This window comes from Thermoanaerobacter sp. YS13 (genome assembly GCF_000806225.2).
In the GTDB taxonomy this organism is placed as follows: domain Bacteria; phylum Bacillota; class Thermoanaerobacteria; order Thermoanaerobacterales; family Thermoanaerobacteraceae; genus Thermoanaerobacter; species Thermoanaerobacter uzonensis.
Genome location: NZ_JOOI01000001.1, coordinates 753,680 through 770,430, shown reverse-complemented (window position 1 = coordinate 770,430; position 16,751 = coordinate 753,680). Strand labels below are relative to the sequence as shown.

Sequence of the window (16,751 nt, the reverse complement as noted above, 5' to 3'; positions counted from 1 at the left end):
TTGGTAAAAGTAAAAATTTGCGGACTGAGAAGAAAAGAGGATATTGAATATGCCAATGAGCTAAAACCTGATTATGTAGGATTTGTCTTTGCAAAAAGCAAAAGACAAGTAGAGGTAGAACAGGCTTTATACCTCATAAGACTTCTTGATAAAGAGATCAAAACAGTGGGAGTTTTTGTAAATGAACCAGTGGAAAATGCATTAAAGATAGCTCAAACACTAAATCTCGATGTTTTACAGTTTCACGGTGATGAAACACAGGATTATATAGATAATTTTAAAAATTTCACAGTGTGGAAGGCAATACGCATAAAAGACAAAGAAGATTTGGAAAAAACAAAAGAATTTAAAGTAAATAGTTTTGTATTTGATACTTTGACAAAAAACGAATACGGTGGTACAGGAAAAACATTTAATTGGGAAGTTTTGAAGGGGATTGAATTGAATGTTCCAATAATTTTGGCAGGAGGGCTAAATGGAAACAATGTAGAGGAAGCTATAAAAATAGTAAATCCATATGCTGTTGACGTCTCCAGTGGCGTTGAGACAGAAGGTTATAAAGATTTTAAAAAAATGAAATCATTTATTGAAAAAGTGAGGGGTATTCGATGAATGGAAGATTTGGACGTTTTGGAGGCCAGTATGTGCCAGAGACTGTGATGAATGCGCTTATAGAATTAGAGAGGGAATTTGAAAAAGCTAAACAGGATAAAGATTTCATGGAAGAATATAGGTATTACTTGAGGGAATATTCAGGAAGGCCTACACCTTTGTATTATGCTGAGAATCTTACTAAAAAGCTGGGTGGGGCAAAGATTTATCTAAAGAGGGAAGACCTAAACCACACAGGAGCCCATAAAATAAACAACGTATTGGGACAGATTTTATTGGCAAAACGGATGAATAAAAAGAGAGTTATAGCTGAGACAGGGGCAGGACAGCATGGAGTGGCAACTGCTACAGCTGCTGCAATGTTTGGAATGGAATGCGAAATATTCATGGGAGAAGAAGATATAAAAAGGCAATCTTTAAATGTCTTTAGAATGAAACTTTTAGGTGCAAAAGTAACACCAGTAAAATCAGGGACGGGAACCTTAAAAGATGCAGTAAATGAAGCAATAAGGGATTGGGTGACGAATATAAACGATACCTTTTATGTGATGGGTTCTGTTGTTGGGCCTCATCCTTATCCTACTATGGTGAGAGATTTTCAAAGAGTAATAGGAGATGAGGCAAAAGAGCAAATACTTCAAAAAGAAGGAAGACTTCCTGATTATGTGATTGCTTGTGTTGGCGGAGGCAGCAATGCCATGGGAATTTTCTATCCCTTTATTGAAGATAAAGAGGTAAAATTGATAGGCGTGGAAGCTGCAGGTGAAGGAATTGAGACAGGGAAACATGCAGCTACAATGGCGAAAGGTTCTGTAGGAGTATTGCACGGCATGATGACTTATCTTTTACAGGATGAAGAGGGACAGATAATGCCAGTATACTCTATATCTGCAGGACTGGATTACCCAGGTGTAGGTCCAGAACATGCCTTTTTAAAAGAAAGTAATAGAGCTCAATATGTGTATGCGACAGACGAAGAAGCATTGGCGGCTTTTATGGATTTATCTCAAACAGAAGGGATAATACCAGCTTTGGAAAGTGCTCACGCTTTGGCATATGCTATGAAACTGGCTCCAAATTTAAGTGAAGACAATATTATCATTGTAAATTTGTCAGGCAGAGGAGATAAAGACGTAGATACAGTTGCAAAAGTATTGGGGGTGGAGTTATGAATAGGATTGACAAAAAGTTTGAAGCCTTAAAAGGAGAAGGGCACAAAGCTTTAATAACCTTTATAACAGCGGGAGACCCGGATATAGAGACGACTTATGATATAGTCTTGGCTTTGGAAGAAGCAGGAGCGGATATAATAGAACTGGGAATACCTTATTCTGATCCCTTAGCTGATGGACCTACAATACAGGCTTCTTCACAAAGAGCTTTAAATAAAGGTGTAAAAATACCTGATATAATGAAAATAGTAGAAAAAATAAGGTTAAAAAGTGATATCCCTCTGGTTTACCTTGTCTACTATAACTCTATATTCAAATATGGCATACAAAAATTTTTAAAAGAGTCAAAAGATGTAGGGATAGATGGGCTTATCATACCAGACTTGCCTATTGAAGAAAGAAAAGATATTTTAGAAGAAGCAGATAAATACGATATTTATTTAATACCTTTAGTTGCTCCCACATCAAAAGAAAGAATAAAATTAATTACTGAAAATGGCAAAGGATTTGTATATTGCGTTTCAATTACAGGTGTGACAGGTGCGAGGGAGGATATTGAAACTGACATTGAAGAATATATGAAGACAGTCTCTCAATACACCAATATGCCAAAGGCGATAGGGTTTGGCATATCTACTCCGGAGATGGCGAAAAAATTAAAAGATTTCAGTGATGGAATTATTGTAGGGAGTGCCCTTGTAGAAAGAATTGCTAAAGGGTATAATAAATCTGAAATGCTGCAGGAAGTTAAGAGTTTTGTATCCAGCTTAAAAGAAGTTTTATGAAGGTGATAAAATGGACCTTAAAATAATTGGCGACAAAAATAACAAAATATCAATAAAAATTGGGAATATAACTATGGGTAAAGACAAACTTATAATAGCAGGACCCTGCGCTGTTGAGAATGAAGAAATGCTTGTAAAAACAGCAGAAAAAGTTAAAAGCTGGGGCGCAAATGCTTTAAGAGGAGGAGCTTATAAGCCCCGCACTTCTCCTTATTCTTTTCAAGGTTTAGGAATTGATGGACTTAAAATGCTGAGAAATGTAGGCGATATGTTTAATTTGCCTGTTGTAACTGAAGTTTTGGATGTGAGGGATGTTGAAATTGTTGAAAGATATGCTGATGTTTTTCAAATAGGTTCAAGAAATATGCAGAATTTTTCGCTTCTCAAAGAAGTAGGAAAAACCAAAAAGCCTGTTTTATTAAAAAGGGGATTTTCAGCTACCTATGAGGAATGGCTTTATGCAGCGGAATATATTGCTATTGAAGGAAACACCAATATCATCATGTGTGAAAGAGGTATAAGGACTTTTGAAACTTATACGCGAAATACTTTAGATATAGCTGCTATTCCAGTAATTCATGAACTTTCAAACTTGCCTATTATCGCAGATGTAAGCCATGGTACAGGGAAAAGAAGCTTAATTATACCAATGGCGAAGGCTGCAATAGCTGCTGGTGCAGATGGAATAATGGTGGAAGTTCACCCTGAGCCCAATAAAGCATTATCTGATGGAGAGCAGTCCCTTGATTTTTCCCAATTTGAAGAATTGATGAGAGAGATAAAAAGCTATTGAAATTTTGCGTGAGAAAATATATAATAGAAGTAACAGAAAATAATTATCTAAGGAAAATAATTTTAGAAAGTAGGGATAGCATGGTAGAGCTAAATAAAAAAGCTCCTGACTTTACTTTAAATACTCATGATGGAAAACGAGTTTCCCTTTCAGATTTTTTAGGTAAAAAGGTTGTTTTATACTTTTATCCAAAAGATAACACTCCAGGTTGTACAAAAGAAGCTGTTTCTTTTAGGGACAACATAAAGTCGATAGAAGAGAAAAATGCTGTTGTAATAGGTATAAGTTTAGATGATGAAACTTCTCATAAAAAGTTTATTGAAAAATTCAATCTTCCTTTTATTCTTCTAAGTGACAAAGATGCGAATGTGTCTACAGAATATGGGGTATACAAAGAAAAAAATATGTATGGCAAAAAGAAAATGGGAATAGAAAGGTCAACTTTTATCATTGACTCTGAAGGGATTGTTAGGAAAATATTTAGAAGAGTAAAAGTAGATGGACACGTTGAAGAGGTATTAAAGGCGCTAGATGAAATATAAAAAAGTTTAGGGAAAGCCCTAAACTTTTTTCTTATATCTTGTCAAGAGCTTGTTTAAAGTCTTTTATAATATCTTCTATCTCCTCTATTCCAACAGAAACTCTTATAAGCCCTTCTGAAATTCCTAACGCGTTTAATTCTTCCTTGCTGAGAGACCTATGGGAAGTGGATTTTGGATGAGTTATCATGGTTTGTACTCCTGCCAGTGAAGGAGCAAATTTCACCAGTTTCAGCTCTTGCATAAACTTATCTACTTCAGGTTCTCCACCTTCTATTTCAAAACTTAACATACCTCCAAACTCATCTTTAAACAACTTCTTTGAAACGCTGTAGTCTGGGTGAGAGGGAAGTCCGGGATAATACACTTTTTTGACTTTTGGATGGCTTTCTAAGAATTTAGCCAATTCCATTGCATTTTTACAGTGTTCTCTCATTCTTAAGAATAGAGTTTTTGCTCCTCTTAAAACCAGCCATGCATCAAAGGGGCTCATTGAACCGCCGAAGTTTTGTGTGATTCTTTTTGTGCGGGAGATAAATTCTTTATTACCTGCTATAAGTCCGGCGATGACATCACTGTGGCCATTAATGTATTTTGTTGCGCTGTGTATTACAGCATAGGCTCCTAATTCAATTGGTTTTATCAAATAAGGTGTTGTAAAAGTATTGTCAACAATCAATTTTATATTGTGCTTTTTTGCAATATTTGCAACTTCCACAACGTCAAAAACTCTTATTAGAGGATTTGTCATGATTTCCATGTATATCACTTTAGTGTTTTGTTTTATAGCTTTTTCAACAGCTTCTAAATCGGAGAAATCTACTAAAGTTACATCAATATTAAGTCTTTTAAATTCTGCATTAAAAAGACTGTTTGTACCACCGTAAATATCTTTTGCGGCGATTATGTGGTCTCCTGAATTTACTTCTGCCAACAAAGCTGAAGAAATTGCCGCCATTCCGGATGAACAAGATTGTCCTGCTTCCGCGCCTTCTAAACTGGCAATTAATTCTTCCACTGCTGTTTGATTAGGATTTCCAAGTCTTGTGTACATATACCTTGAAGGATTACCACCAAGATAATCGTAAACTTCTTCCAATGTATCAAAAGTGAAAACAGAAGTTTGATAGATAGGAAGAGTTTTTGGCATTGGAGGAATTTCTTTATCTATGTAGTTTCCAGTATGTACTACTTTTGTTTTAAAACTTAAATCCATTTTATCAACTCCCACAATTTGTACTTTAAATTAATGATAATATGTGCAAAATTAAAAGTCAACAACGCTTCACTTGAATTATATTTTGAGGTAAACTATTATTAAATACAAGATTGATTGCATATTTTTTCTAATGAATAAATAAACGTTTATAAAGGCTTTATTTTACAGTAATAAAGAAAACGATACTGGAAAAATTAAATGTAAGGAGGAAAAAGTCTTGAATAAAGGCGAATATAAAAACAATAATAATATTATGTTAACTACAATAAAAAAACAATTGGACCAAATGTCAGAGATGATGGAGAAGATGAAAATTGCTGATTACGTCGAGCTTATGCAAAGCCCTTATAGGCTTTTGTGGTTAAACTTTATAGGCGGGGTAGCAAGAGGTTTTGGAATAGCAGTAGGCTTTACAATACTTGGTGCGATAGTTCTTTATATACTTCAAAAATTGGTGGTATTAAATTTACCTCTAATTGGCAGTATCATAGCTGACATAGTTAAGATTGTAAATCAAAAGTTATATTAAATAGGAGTTGGTATGATGGATAGTGAAAAGCTGGAACATTTTAGACAATTACTATTAAAAGAAAAGGGAAAGGTCTTAAGCACAATAAATCAAATGAATTACAATGATGGCATTGGTGGAATTGCACAGAGAGAGTATTATCAAGAACTTTCTCTGTTGGATAATCATCCGGCAGATTTTGCTTCTGAAGTTTATGAAGTAGAGAAAAATTATGCTCTTAAAGACAACGAAAAACATATTTTAAGGCAAATAGAAGAGGCTTTTAAGAGGATGGAAATGGGTACTTACGGGATATGTACTCACTGCCATAAGCCCATTGAAGAAGAACGATTAGAAGCCCTTCCTTATGCTGCTCTTTGTGCAGAATGCGCTAAAAATAATGATTTGAAATTAAAAGATTTAAGGAATTCAAGGCCTAATGAAGAGAGAATGATAAAATACCCCTTTGGATGGGGGTATAAGGATTTAAAAGGAGAAATTCAATTTGATGCAGAGGATTCTTACCAGGAGGTTGCACGATTTAATAAGACAAAAAGCGGTTTGGATAATTATGATGATGACTATGATGATGAAAATGCTGGTTATGTAGAGGAAACTGACAAGATAAGCAATGAAGATTATAAAAGGACTTTGTAAATCTCCGGGAAACTGGAGATTTTTTATTCACCTATAATTTTGACCAACACTCTCTTTTTCCTTCTTCCGTCAAATTCACCGTAAAAGATTTGTTCCCATGGACCAAAATCTAATTTTCCATCTGTTATAGCTACTACAACTTCTCGACCCATTATTGTACGCTTTAAATGAGCGTCTGCATTATCTTCATAAGTATTATGATAATATTGGTCATAGGGTTTTTCGGGGGCTAATTTTTCCAAGAAATTTTCAAAGTCCTTATGTAAGCCTGGTTCATCGTCATTTATAAAAACACTTGAGGTAATGTGCATTGCATTACATAAAAGAAGCCCTTCCTTGATTCCGCTTTCCCTAACGCATTCCTCTATAAGAGGTGTAATGTTTATAAATTCTCTTCTCTTTTTTGTTTCAAACCACAACTCTTTTCTATAACTCTTCACGAGGATACCTCCTTTGTGGTGGCTTTTTTATTTTATTTATATTTTATCATTTTTTTAATATTTTTACGAAAAAATTATTTTGGAAGAAGGAATTTTTATAGTTTGTAGAGAAATACTTTATTAAAGTAATTGGATAATTAAATAAATCTGTTACCTAAGGTAGGTGATAACTATTTTTGACGATTCAAGCAGGAAAAATAAAATTTATCAAAAAAATGTTGTCTTTTTGAGAAAGAGTGGTGAGAAAGTATAAATGACTATATATGATTTTGAAGACTATATCGATGAAATAATTTTAGATAGAGGTTATGATTACTATGTTGGAGGGAACATAATAGACATTTATAATCCCGGGAAAAATGAATATATTTTCAAAATTCAAGGTAATGATGACTATGAGGTTATAGTAAAACTTGATGACAATGGGAAAATTCTCTATTCAGAATGTAATTGCCCATATGATTATGGTCCTGTATGTAAACATCAGGTAGCAGCTTTTTATAAACTGGTTGAGATTTTTTTTAGCAGTCAAAATGAAGCTTCAAATGTACAAAAAAGAGCTAAAGAACAGCAGGATATAAAACAGGATATAAAAGAAGTATTAGATAGTCTTTCAAAAGAAGAGTTAATAGATATCCTAATGGATTTAATAGGAGAGGATGAAACTTTAAAAAAGAGGCTCGTCTTGAGATATTCAAAAGTTGACAGTAAACAGGAACTTATAAGGTGCAGAAAACTAATAAATTCTATTGTTAAGAAATATAAGGGCAGAGATGGTTTTATTTCTTATGATGAAACATATGATTTTGCAAGTGAAATGGGAGATTTATTGTGGAAAGCCAGAGACACTGAGGATATATTCTTAGCATTGGATATTGCATTTTTAGTACTTGAAGAAGCGATACAGGCTTTTGAATACGCAGATGATTCGGGCGGAAGTATAGATTTGTTAATATCAGACGCCATAGAAGTTATAGGAGACATAATAACTCAGAGTGAAAACTTAGATGCAAATTTAAAAAGGGAGATATTTAATAGGTTATTGACATTAAGTGAAAGCAAAATTTTTGATGGATGGGAAAGTTATAGAATTGATATACTTTGGCTTTGTGCTGACTTTGTTGACATAGAGGAACTGAGAGATAAACTGGTGTCGAAAATAGAATATCTTATAAGTAATTGGTCTACTAAGAATCGCTATGGAAAACATATTACGGAAAAATTACTTCAAATTCTTTATGTAATAAAAGAGAGATATGGGAGTAGAGAAGAAATAGAACAATTCGTACAAGAACATCTTGAATTTGACTTTTTTAAAGAAGTGTTTATTCAAAAGAGCTTTAGAGAAAAAGACTATGGGAAAGTCATAGAATTAGCTTTAAAGTGGGAGGAACAAGACAGGCAATATCCTGGTTTAGTATCAAAATGGAAAAAGATGAGATATGAAGCCTATAAAAAGCTTTCATTAAAAGAAGAACAAATGAAATTGGCAAAAGAGCTTTTGTTTGATGGAAATTTTGAATACTATCGAGAACTAAAGGAATTAATTACTGGCGATAGAGCAGAGTTTTACAATAATTTAAAACAAGAATTAAAAAGCTTCGAGGGATGGCATGGGAAAGATATTTATCTTAAGGTCATATTAGAAGAAAATGACTTGGATGAGCTTATGGAGTTTGTAAAAGAAAATCCAACAAGAATAGAAGAATATGCAGATAAGCTAAAAGATAAGTTTAAAGATGAAGTTATTGAAGTATACAAAAAATATATAAAACTTGCTGCAAGCTCTTCATCAAATAGAAAAGACTATCAAAGAGTATGTGGAATACTTAAAAGATATAAAAAAATAGCAGGACAGCAAAGCCAAAAAGAAATTATAAATGAGCTAATGAGGTTATATAAAAAAAGACCAGCATTTATTGATGAACTTAGAAAAATTAAGTAAGGCAGGGTTAAAGAAATTTTTCATTAAAATATAGGGAAAATATAAGAAACCGAGGGATGATACTTCTTTTAATCGAAAAAATCAAGAATACGAAGAATGCCAGGTTTATACCTCTATTGAAAGAATGGAAGAGAATAGAATATAAAAAGGTTCAAACAGAGCTTCAAAAAGCCATTGATTATTTAATGAAAGTTGGATTTTGAGAAATTTTATGATGTAATTACTTTAATTTATTCTATTTAAAAATTAAATATGCAAGTGCCAAGGGAGCCAGAAAACACATATTAGAACAAGTAGTTTAAAGAAAAATTTATAATATTGGCACTATTTTTACCTGTCTTGTTTTAAAGACACTGAAAGTAATATTATCGGTCTCGGTGTCTTTATTTTTTTTATTTATTATGAAAGTTTTTTTAAAAAAAGATGTAATGCCTTTCGAATTTTCTATATAACAATAACATCACATTAATTGACATTATCAAATCAAAGTGATATACAATAGATATATAATATGTGATAGACTAAATGAGCATAATAAGATATTTAGGAGGGAAAAAATATGAAACTGTTTAAAATATTATCCTTTCTTTTGGTGGGAGTTATAATTTCTACAGGAATAGCAGCTCTTATATTTTATAGAAATATACATGTATCTGCTGTTCAAAATGGAAACCCTTCTTCAAATATTCCTTCTAAAAACGAATCTTTTACTCAGAAAAATATCGTTGTTATAGGAAGCGATGAAAACAACTTATCTGATACCTTATTTATAGTAAACTACAATCCTGAAAATAAAAGTATAAATATCTTGTCGATTCCAAGAGATACTTATTATCATCGTCCAGGCTATAACGCTCCTGGTGATAAAAAAATAAACGCTGCCTTTTCTGAAGAAGGAATAGAAGGAACAAAAAAAGCTATAGAAAACCTGCTTGGAATAAAAATAGATAATTATATAATTTTAAATTATGAAGGCTTTAAAAAAGTAATAGATATACTTGGAGGAGTAGAAGTATATGTTCCTTTTGATATGAAATATGACGATAACAGTGCTGATCCTCCTCTTCATATAGACTTAAAAAAAGGATGGCAAGTATTAAATGGGGAAAAAGCAATGGAATTTGTGAGATATAGATATGGTTATCCTGATGCTGACCTTGGGAGGATAAGAGCACAGCATCAATTTCTTGAGGCTATATTCAAAAAATTGACGCAACCTTCTATTCTGCCCAAACTTCCTTCGTTGGCTATTACCATAACTAAATATGTAAAGACAGATTTGACTGCATCAGAAATAACAGAGTATAGTTACCAATTTATAAAAAATAAACCTTTTACTGTAAATACTTTTACACTGCCCGGTGAACCAGGGTATAAAGATGGTGTTAGTTATTTCTTTGCAGACTCTACTAAAATTCCTGAGATGGTGGCAAAGTTTTTAGGTAAGAAGAACTTACTATCCAATACATCTACTGGAGAAGAAAATAAAAATATAAGAGTGGAAATATTAAATGGGACAAATATAGAGGGACTAGCTTCAAAATACGCGGAAATATTGAAAAGACAAGGATTTGATGTAGTAAGAATAGGAAATGTTATAGGAACTACATTTTTCTCATCCCACGTATATGCCAGAACTAATGAAGAAAAAGCTAAAAAAGTAGCAAATGCCCTTTCTATACTTTCCGTAGAAAAAGACATTTCTCACGACTCACCTGTAGATGTAACGGTGATATTAGGGAATGACAAATCAAAGTAAAAATAAGAGTAATAGAAAACTATAAAACTGGTTTCATTTGGGAATTACATGATTTACTTCTATGTCGATAATCCTGCTGTATAAATGAATCAAGTCATATACTCATAAAATTTTATTTTTTAAAGTTATGTACTTTTACAATGAAATAGTTTAAAATAAAATTAATAACTCAATCGGTATTTTTATTCACCATGCTCAACAAATTACCAAAGAGGGGGAGATTTAAATGCCATTGGTTACCACTAAGGAAATGTTTAAAAAAGCTTATGAGGGCAAATTCGCTATAGGAGCCTTCAACATCAACAACATGGAAATTATACAGGGTATAATTGAAGCAGCAAAAGAAGAGCAGGCACCAGTGATACTTCAGGTTTCTCCTGGGGCTAGAAAATACGCAAAGCACATCTATTTGGTCAAACTCGTAGAAGCTGCTGTTCAGGAAGCTGCGGACATACCAATAGCCTTACATCTTGACCACGGTGAAGACTTTGAAATCTGCAAGGAGTGCATAGACGGTGGATTTACCTCTGTTATGATTGACGGTTCCAAGCTTCCTTTTGAAGAAAACGTTAAGCTTACAAAAAGAGTGGTAGATTACGCACATGAAAGAGGTGTAGTTGTGGAAGGCGAACTCGGAACCTTAGCCGGAATTGAAGACAATGTGAAAGTAAAAGAGCATGAAGCTTTTTTGACTAACCCTGATCAGGCAGCAGAATTCGTAGAGCGAACCGGGGTTGATTCGCTGGCAGTAGCTATTGGAACCAGTCACGGCGCCTATAAATTCAAAGGTGATCCCAAACTGGATTTTGAAAGATTACAGGAGATAGTAAAAAGATTTCCAGAAGGATTCCCTATAGTTCTTCACGGTGCTTCCACGGTAATTCCAGAATTTGTTGAAATATGTAATAAGTATGGCGGAAATATTGCTGGAGCTAAAGGTGTTCCTGAAGACATTCTAAGAAATGCTGCTACTATGGGCGTATTGAAGATTAACATAGATACAGACTTAAGGCTTGCCATGACCGCAGCCATAAGAAAACACCTGGCGGAACATCCTGAAAATTTTGACCCGAGGCAGTACTTAAAAGAAGGAAGGGAAGCTATAAAGACGATAGTAAAACATAAGATGAAAAATGTCCTGGGGTGCAGCAATTGGGCACCAGCCATTTTAGAAGAAATAAATAAAAGTAAAAATTAGAAAATTATAGTATGGGGGTATAGCCATGTCTTCTAAAGTCAATTGCCTGGTAGCTCAGTCAGGAGGTCCCACAGCTGTCATAAATTCAAGCCTGTATGGGGTGATAATGGAAGCCTCAACCTTTTCTAAAATTGACAAAGTCTACGGCGGGATAAACGGCATAGAAGGTATTTTAAAAAAAAAGATAATTGACGTATTTGACATACCCTACGATAAAATAAACCAGATGAGGTTTACTCCTTCAGCAGTGCTGGGCTCTTGCAGATACAGGTTAAAGGATTACAGGGAAAATGATGAAGAGTACAAAAAATTATTTGAAATCTTCAAAGAGTACAATATAAAATACTTTTTCTATATCGGCGGAAACGATTCAATGGAAACTGTCCATAAAATTCACAGCTACGCAAAAGAAGTGGGATTTGAAATAAACGTCATCGGCATACCCAAGACGATAGACAACGACCTCGTATTTACAGACCATTCTCCGGGTTTTGGCAGTGCAGCAAAATTTATTGCAACTGTAACGTTAGAACTTGCGCTGGACGGAGAAGCATACGAGACAAAAACAATAAATGTACTTGAAGTGATGGGGAGAAACGCTGGATGGCTGGCTGCTTCTTCTGCTCTAGTAAAAGACCGACTCCCTAACTTAAGACATCTTATATATCTTCCTGAGGTACCTTTCAACGAAGAAAAATTTCTGGAAGAAGTAAATGAAGCTTACAAAGAGTACGGCAACGTCTTTATCACCATTTCAGAAGGAATTAAAGATGAAAGTGGTAATTATGTTGAAGCAGGCTCTGGTTCCTACAAACAGGACAGTTTTGGACACACTCAGTTAGGCGGAGTTGGCGATTACTTAGAATACCTGATAAAACAAAAGATATATAAAAGGGTAAGAATGACAAGATTAGGTTTTACACAGAGAAGCGCTCTTCACTTTGCCTCCCAGGTGGACTTTGAAGAAGCAGAAAAAGTTGGCAGAAAAGCGGTGCAGTTTGCATTAAACGGTGAAAGCGGTAAAATGGTGGCTATCATAAGAGATAGCGACAATCCTTATACCACACACATCGAAGTGGTAAACGCGGGAGAAGTATGCAACGAGGAAAAACTGCTACCTTCATCCTGGATAACAGAGGACGGCACTTATGTAAAAGAGGAATTTTTCAACTACGCAAGGCCTTTAATACACGGTGAGGTAAAAATTCCGGTAGAGGGGCTGCCTCAATATATAAGCCTAAAACACCAATACAATCTATGGTAAAGTCGTATTAGGCTTTGTCTGGAGATAACAACAGGTGAAATTACTCCTGTTTTATTCTCCGTTTTTTTTTCTTAAAATTTCGAGCAATCTTGTAAAATAATCAAATAAAGGAGCTTCAAATTCCGTGTACAAAACTTAAATCGATTGGCTCTCGGGAGAAATTATTTTTATATGTCAAAATATGTCGTCAAGCAAATGTATAAAAGAAATAATTGAAAGATAAACTATTTTACCTGCTAGCTGGCAGGTTTTTTTATCAACTTGTTATTGTCAATAAAAATTCCTTCCTTATGGGAAAGATTTTTCTCTATCTAAAATTAATCAACTATCATCAATGAGTTTTGATTTGCTCAATAGCTTGAGTGATTAGTATTTGATTAAGTACAGACTCTAAGAATTTGGCTAGCTTTTCATCTTTAGCTCTTAAAATGGCAAAATAAAATCAAATTTTACTAGATGCTAGATTAGAAAAAGAGAGTAAGGAAGGAGAGTAAGCAATATATATTAAGGAATAATGCCAAAAATTACTTAGCCTGCTTAACTATTAGTGCTTAAATAATGTGAATGGAAATTGATTTTATAATAAATACAACCAAGATAAAAAGAAACAGCTTTTTTACAGATGTTTTTAGAACAATAATCTATAAGATTTTTTAAAACTTTAAGAAGGATTTTTTTAAATTATGTCGAATATAACATATATGAACATAAATAAACATATATAATCGATAAAAATAAACAAGGAGAATGAAAATGTTACCCGAAGAAAGGCGCATTAAAATTATAAGTGTATTAAAAGAAAATGGAAAAGTTGAAGTAGAAGAGCTATCCCAAAAATTAAAAGTATCGCCAATGACTATAAGACGTGATCTTGCATATTTAGAAGAAAGAGGTATAGTATTAAGAACTCACGGAGGAGCTGTATATTCTAATATATTGAACTATGAGATTCCGTACTCAAATAAAGAAGTGATAAACAAAGCTGAGAAGGAAAGAATCGGTAAAAAAGCTGCGGAATTTGTCAAGGAAGGGCAATCTATAATACTTGATGCGGGAACAACATGTCTGGAAGTAGCAAAGAATTTGAAATACACAAAAGATATAACTGTTATAACAAATGATATAAAGATCGCAATTGAGCTTTATACTAACTCAAATATAAAAGTGTTTTGTACCGGAGGATTAGTTCAATCAAATGTAGGGGCTTTAATTGGGAATTATGCAGAGGAATTTATAAAATCGATTAATGTAGATTACGCGTTTATAGGAGTATCATCAATTGATGAGGAATATATGGTTTCTACCCCAACAGTTGAAAAGTCTTTTTTGAAGAAAAAAATGATTCAAAGTGCAAATAAGTCTGTTTTGCTTGCTGATCATAGTAAGTTTAACAAGAGGTCACTTGCAAAAATATGTAGAATAAGTGAAATTGATATTTTAATAAGCGATTCACTTTTAGATGAAAAAATAATAGAAGATCTAAAAAAATTAGTTCCAACACTGTATTTGGTTTAAATGTAGATAAAGGAGGATATTATTGATGCCCAAAATTTTGGTTATTGCAGATGACTTTACAGGAGCAAATGCGACGGGAGCTTTGTTGAAAGAAAGTGGATTTAATTCTATTTCGTTATTAAGTTATCGAAGTATAGCAGATTGTTCTATAGACAAAGATGTAGTTTGTATAAACACAGATACAAGAGCACAAGAACCTAGTTATGCATATGAGACAGTAAAAAATGTAGTCAACCAATTTAGAGAAAAAGTAGACTTAATTAGCAAAAGAATAGATAGTACTTTAAGAGGAAATATTGGAGCTGAAATAGATGGTGTTCTAGATGGATTAAAACAGGGATATAAAGCTATTGTTGTGGTGGCATACCCTTCTTCTGGGCGAATTTCAGTTGGAGGATACCTCCTTGTCAATTCTATACCTTTACAAAGAACAGGTGTTTCAAAAGATCCTAAGACGCCAGTTAAGTCCTCAAAAATAATAGATATAATAAAAGGGCAAAGTAATAAAAATATCGGATATATTTATTTGGAAGATGTAATGAAAGGTTATGTTGTTTTAAGTGAAAAAATTGCAAACGATTTAAATGAGATAATTGTTATAGACGCTGCTACGGATGAGGACATTGATACAATTGCAAAAGCGTGTATATTGTCAAAAATACCTATCGTTTGTATAGACCCTGGACCTTTTACTACAGCAATGGCTAAAAACTTATTAGGACAAAATTATAACGAGGGTAAAGAACACAAAATTTTAATGATTATTGGTAGTACAACAGATCTAACAAGAAAACAGATTGATTATATTTCAAAGCAGAGAAATATATTAATCTGGAATGTTAATATAAGAAACGTGATTGAAAATTTAAGCGAAGAAATAACAAGAATCCCTTACTATATAAAAAATAATAAAGGAAACAAATATTTATGTATAACGACTTCACTAAAAAGTGAAGACGTTTTAGACTTAAAATTATTATCCAAACAATATAACGTTAGTCCAAATACAATATCATACAAAATCTCAGATGGATTAAGTAAAATAACTAAGTACATTTTGCAGAATCCTATTTTTAAAGTAAGTTCTGTGTATGTAAGTGGAGGTGATATAACACAAGAGTTTTTAAAGAATATAAATGCAGTAGGAATTGAGATTATAGAGCAAGTTATTCCATTAGCTGTACATGGGAAGATAATAGGAGGTGAATTTAATGGTTTGAACATAATAACCAAAGGAGGATTGGTTGGAGACGAAAAAACTCTCGATTATATAGTTTCATATATTGAAAAAAATATTGAAAGGAGAAATTAAGCTAAGATGGATAGACCAGTTGTAATAATACCCATTGGTGATGTTGCAGGAATAGGTCCTGAAATAGTTGTTAAAGCATTAACTAATAAAGAGATTTATTCTGTTTCAAAACCGTTAGTTGTAGGTGAATTAATGGCCATAAAAAGAGCATTAAATGTAACTAATTTAAGTTTAAATATTAATATTGTCAATATTATAGGAGAGGAGAAATTTGAGTATGGCACCATAGATTTAATTAACTTGAATAATGTTGATTCCAATAATATTGAGTTTGGTAAAGTTCAAGCTGAAGCGGGTAAAGCTGCCTTTGAATTTATTAAAAAATCAGTTGAAATAATTCAAAATGGGTACGCGAATGCGATGGCAACTACTCCAATTAATAAAGAAGCCCTTAAAGCTGCTGGAATAGATTATGTGGGGCATACTGAAATACTTGGAGGACTTACAGATACTGTTGATCCACTGACAATGTTTCAAGTGCGTAATTTGAGAGTGTTTTTTCTAACTAGGCATGTATCGCTTAAACAAGCAGTAGAGATGATAAAAAAAGAAAGAGTTTATGACTATATCTTAAAATGCAATAATGCTTTAAAAAGCTTAGGTATAGAAAAACCGAAAATTGCGGTAGCAGGCTTAAATCCGCATAGTGGAGAGCACGGGTTATTTGGAGATGAGGAGGTGAGAGAGATAATACCTGCAATTGAGAGAGCTAAAAACCTTGAGATAGATGTAACAGGGCCAATAGCAGCGGACTCAGTTTTTTATATAGCGCTAAAAGGTGCTTTTGATGCTGTTATATCACTATACCATGATCAGGGACATATTGCTACAAAGATGGTTGATTTTGAGCGAACTATATCTGTAACTTTGGGATTGCCATTTATTAGAACATCTGTTGATCATGGTACAGCTTTTGATATTGCAGGTAAGAATATTGCAAGTTCTATCAGTATGGAGGAGGCAATTAAATTAGCGGCTTTTTATGCAAAAGTTTATAGAATGTAAATAAAATCAAAAATATTTTCATGAAAGG

At 33.3% G+C, this 16,751-nt stretch carries 16 protein-coding genes; 14 read left to right on the top strand and 2 right to left on the bottom strand.

Features of this window, described 5'->3' with window-relative positions; translation table 11 throughout:
* The 5 genes from THYS13_RS03990 (at position 1) to bcp (ending at position 3,904) form a co-directional block, all read left to right on the top strand.
* The gene (locus tag THYS13_RS03990; RefSeq protein WP_042833252.1) at positions 1-612 is read left to right on the top strand and encodes a phosphoribosylanthranilate isomerase; all 612 of its coding nucleotides are present in this window, start codon (positions 1-3) and stop codon (positions 610-612) included.
* On the top strand, positions 609-1,784 hold the full coding sequence (gene trpB, locus THYS13_RS03985; RefSeq protein WP_042833251.1) for a tryptophan synthase subunit beta: 1,176 nt from the start codon (positions 609-611) through the stop codon (positions 1,782-1,784). Before THYS13_RS03990 ends, trpB begins: the two co-directional genes overlap by 4 nt.
* Positions 1,781-2,569: a tryptophan synthase subunit alpha gene (gene trpA / locus THYS13_RS03980; protein WP_042833250.1), complete on the top strand. Its 789-nt coding sequence runs from the start codon at positions 1,781-1,783 to the stop codon at positions 2,567-2,569. The genes trpB and trpA overlap by 4 nt, the downstream gene beginning before the upstream one ends.
* A gap of 10 nt (positions 2,570-2,579) precedes the next feature.
* Complete coding sequence (gene aroF / locus THYS13_RS03975; RefSeq protein ID WP_052210453.1) at positions 2,580-3,362, top strand: 3-deoxy-7-phosphoheptulonate synthase; 783 nt, start codon at positions 2,580-2,582, stop codon at positions 3,360-3,362.
* A gap of 80 nt (positions 3,363-3,442) precedes the next feature.
* A complete protein-coding gene (gene bcp, locus THYS13_RS03970; protein ID WP_042833946.1) occupies positions 3,443-3,904 on the top strand; it encodes a thioredoxin-dependent thiol peroxidase in 462 nt (153 codons plus the stop codon).
* A gap of 31 nt (positions 3,905-3,935) precedes the next feature.
* Here the strand turns inward: bcp and THYS13_RS03965 are convergent, their stop codons facing one another.
* Positions 3,936-5,117, bottom strand: coding sequence for a PLP-dependent aspartate aminotransferase family protein (locus THYS13_RS03965; RefSeq protein WP_042833249.1), 1,182 nt, complete (start codon positions 5,115-5,117; stop codon positions 3,936-3,938).
* Between the two features lie 220 nt (positions 5,118-5,337).
* Between THYS13_RS03965 and THYS13_RS03960 the strand changes: the two genes are divergently transcribed.
* Positions 5,338-5,649 (top strand): DUF5665 domain-containing protein, encoded by a 312-nt coding sequence (locus THYS13_RS03960; RefSeq protein ID WP_082990366.1) that lies wholly within the window; start codon positions 5,338-5,340, stop codon positions 5,647-5,649.
* Positions 5,650-5,664: 15 nt separating this feature from the next.
* Positions 5,665-6,285 (top strand): TraR/DksA C4-type zinc finger protein, encoded by a 621-nt coding sequence (locus tag THYS13_RS03955; protein ID WP_042833248.1) that lies wholly within the window; start codon positions 5,665-5,667, stop codon positions 6,283-6,285.
* Positions 6,286-6,308: 23 nt separating this feature from the next.
* On the opposite strand, the gene THYS13_RS03950 is transcribed toward THYS13_RS03955, so the two are convergent.
* Positions 6,309-6,725 carry a secondary thiamine-phosphate synthase enzyme YjbQ gene (locus THYS13_RS03950; RefSeq protein WP_029689246.1) on the bottom strand — a complete coding sequence of 139 codons (417 nt, stop codon included), beginning with the start codon at positions 6,723-6,725 and terminating at the stop codon, positions 6,309-6,311.
* A gap of 253 nt (positions 6,726-6,978) precedes the next feature.
* On the opposite strand from THYS13_RS03950, the gene THYS13_RS03945 reads away from it, so the two are divergent.
* The 7 genes from THYS13_RS03945 to pdxA all read left to right on the top strand — a co-directional run bounded on the left by THYS13_RS03945 (position 6,979) and on the right by pdxA (position 16,723).
* Positions 6,979-8,670: an SWIM zinc finger domain-containing protein gene (locus THYS13_RS03945; protein ID WP_042833247.1), complete on the top strand. Its 1,692-nt coding sequence runs from the start codon at positions 6,979-6,981 to the stop codon at positions 8,668-8,670.
* Between the two features lie 559 nt (positions 8,671-9,229).
* Entirely contained in the window at positions 9,230-10,429 is a 1,200-nt protein-coding gene (locus THYS13_RS03940; RefSeq protein ID WP_042833246.1) for an LCP family protein, read from the top strand.
* A 226-nt stretch (positions 10,430-10,655) separates the two neighbouring features.
* On the top strand, positions 10,656-11,627 hold the full coding sequence (fba, locus tag THYS13_RS03935; protein WP_042833245.1) for a class II fructose-1,6-bisphosphate aldolase: 972 nt from the start codon (positions 10,656-10,658) through the stop codon (positions 11,625-11,627).
* A 25-nt stretch (positions 11,628-11,652) separates the two neighbouring features.
* Positions 11,653-12,891, top strand: a complete 1,239-nt coding sequence (locus THYS13_RS03930) for a 6-phosphofructokinase (RefSeq protein WP_042833243.1) — start codon at positions 11,653-11,655, stop codon at positions 12,889-12,891.
* A 753-nt stretch (positions 12,892-13,644) separates the two neighbouring features.
* Complete coding sequence (locus tag THYS13_RS03925; protein WP_029689261.1) at positions 13,645-14,406, top strand: DeoR/GlpR family DNA-binding transcription regulator; 762 nt, start codon at positions 13,645-13,647, stop codon at positions 14,404-14,406.
* Between the two features lie 25 nt (positions 14,407-14,431).
* Positions 14,432-15,718 carry a four-carbon acid sugar kinase family protein gene (locus tag THYS13_RS03920; protein ID WP_042833242.1) on the top strand — a complete coding sequence of 429 codons (1,287 nt, stop codon included), beginning with the start codon at positions 14,432-14,434 and terminating at the stop codon, positions 15,716-15,718.
* A 6-nt stretch (positions 15,719-15,724) separates the two neighbouring features.
* Positions 15,725-16,723 carry a 4-hydroxythreonine-4-phosphate dehydrogenase PdxA gene (pdxA, locus tag THYS13_RS03915; protein WP_042833241.1) on the top strand — a complete coding sequence of 333 codons (999 nt, stop codon included), beginning with the start codon at positions 15,725-15,727 and terminating at the stop codon, positions 16,721-16,723.
* The last annotated feature ends 28 nt before the right edge of the window (positions 16,724-16,751 follow it).

Bases quoted from the DNA above. Each gene is read 5' to 3' on its own strand.
- pdxA (WP_042833241.1), top strand. From the start codon at position 15,725: ATGGATAGACCAGTTGTAATAATACCCATTGGTGATGTTGCAGGAATA.
- THYS13_RS03945 (WP_042833247.1), top strand. From the start codon at position 6,979: ATGACTATATATGATTTTGAAGACTATATCGATGAAATAATTTTAGAT.
- trpA (WP_042833250.1), top strand. From the start codon at position 1,781: ATGAATAGGATTGACAAAAAGTTTGAAGCCTTAAAAGGAGAAGGGCAC.
- fba (WP_042833245.1), top strand. From the start codon at position 10,656: ATGCCATTGGTTACCACTAAGGAAATGTTTAAAAAAGCTTATGAGGGC.
- THYS13_RS03920 (WP_042833242.1), top strand. From the start codon at position 14,432: ATGCCCAAAATTTTGGTTATTGCAGATGACTTTACAGGAGCAAATGCG.
- THYS13_RS03925 (WP_029689261.1), top strand. From the start codon at position 13,645: ATGTTACCCGAAGAAAGGCGCATTAAAATTATAAGTGTATTAAAAGAA.
- aroF (WP_052210453.1), top strand. From the start codon at position 2,580: ATGGACCTTAAAATAATTGGCGACAAAAATAACAAAATATCAATAAAA.
- THYS13_RS03965 (WP_042833249.1), bottom strand. From the start codon at position 5,117: ATGGATTTAAGTTTTAAAACAAAAGTAGTACATACTGGAAACTACATA.
- THYS13_RS03930 (WP_042833243.1), top strand. From the start codon at position 11,653: ATGTCTTCTAAAGTCAATTGCCTGGTAGCTCAGTCAGGAGGTCCCACA.
- THYS13_RS03955 (WP_042833248.1), top strand. From the start codon at position 5,665: ATGGATAGTGAAAAGCTGGAACATTTTAGACAATTACTATTAAAAGAA.
- bcp (WP_042833946.1), top strand. From the start codon at position 3,443: ATGGTAGAGCTAAATAAAAAAGCTCCTGACTTTACTTTAAATACTCAT.
- trpB (WP_042833251.1), top strand. From the start codon at position 609: ATGAATGGAAGATTTGGACGTTTTGGAGGCCAGTATGTGCCAGAGACT.
- THYS13_RS03940 (WP_042833246.1), top strand. From the start codon at position 9,230: ATGAAACTGTTTAAAATATTATCCTTTCTTTTGGTGGGAGTTATAATT.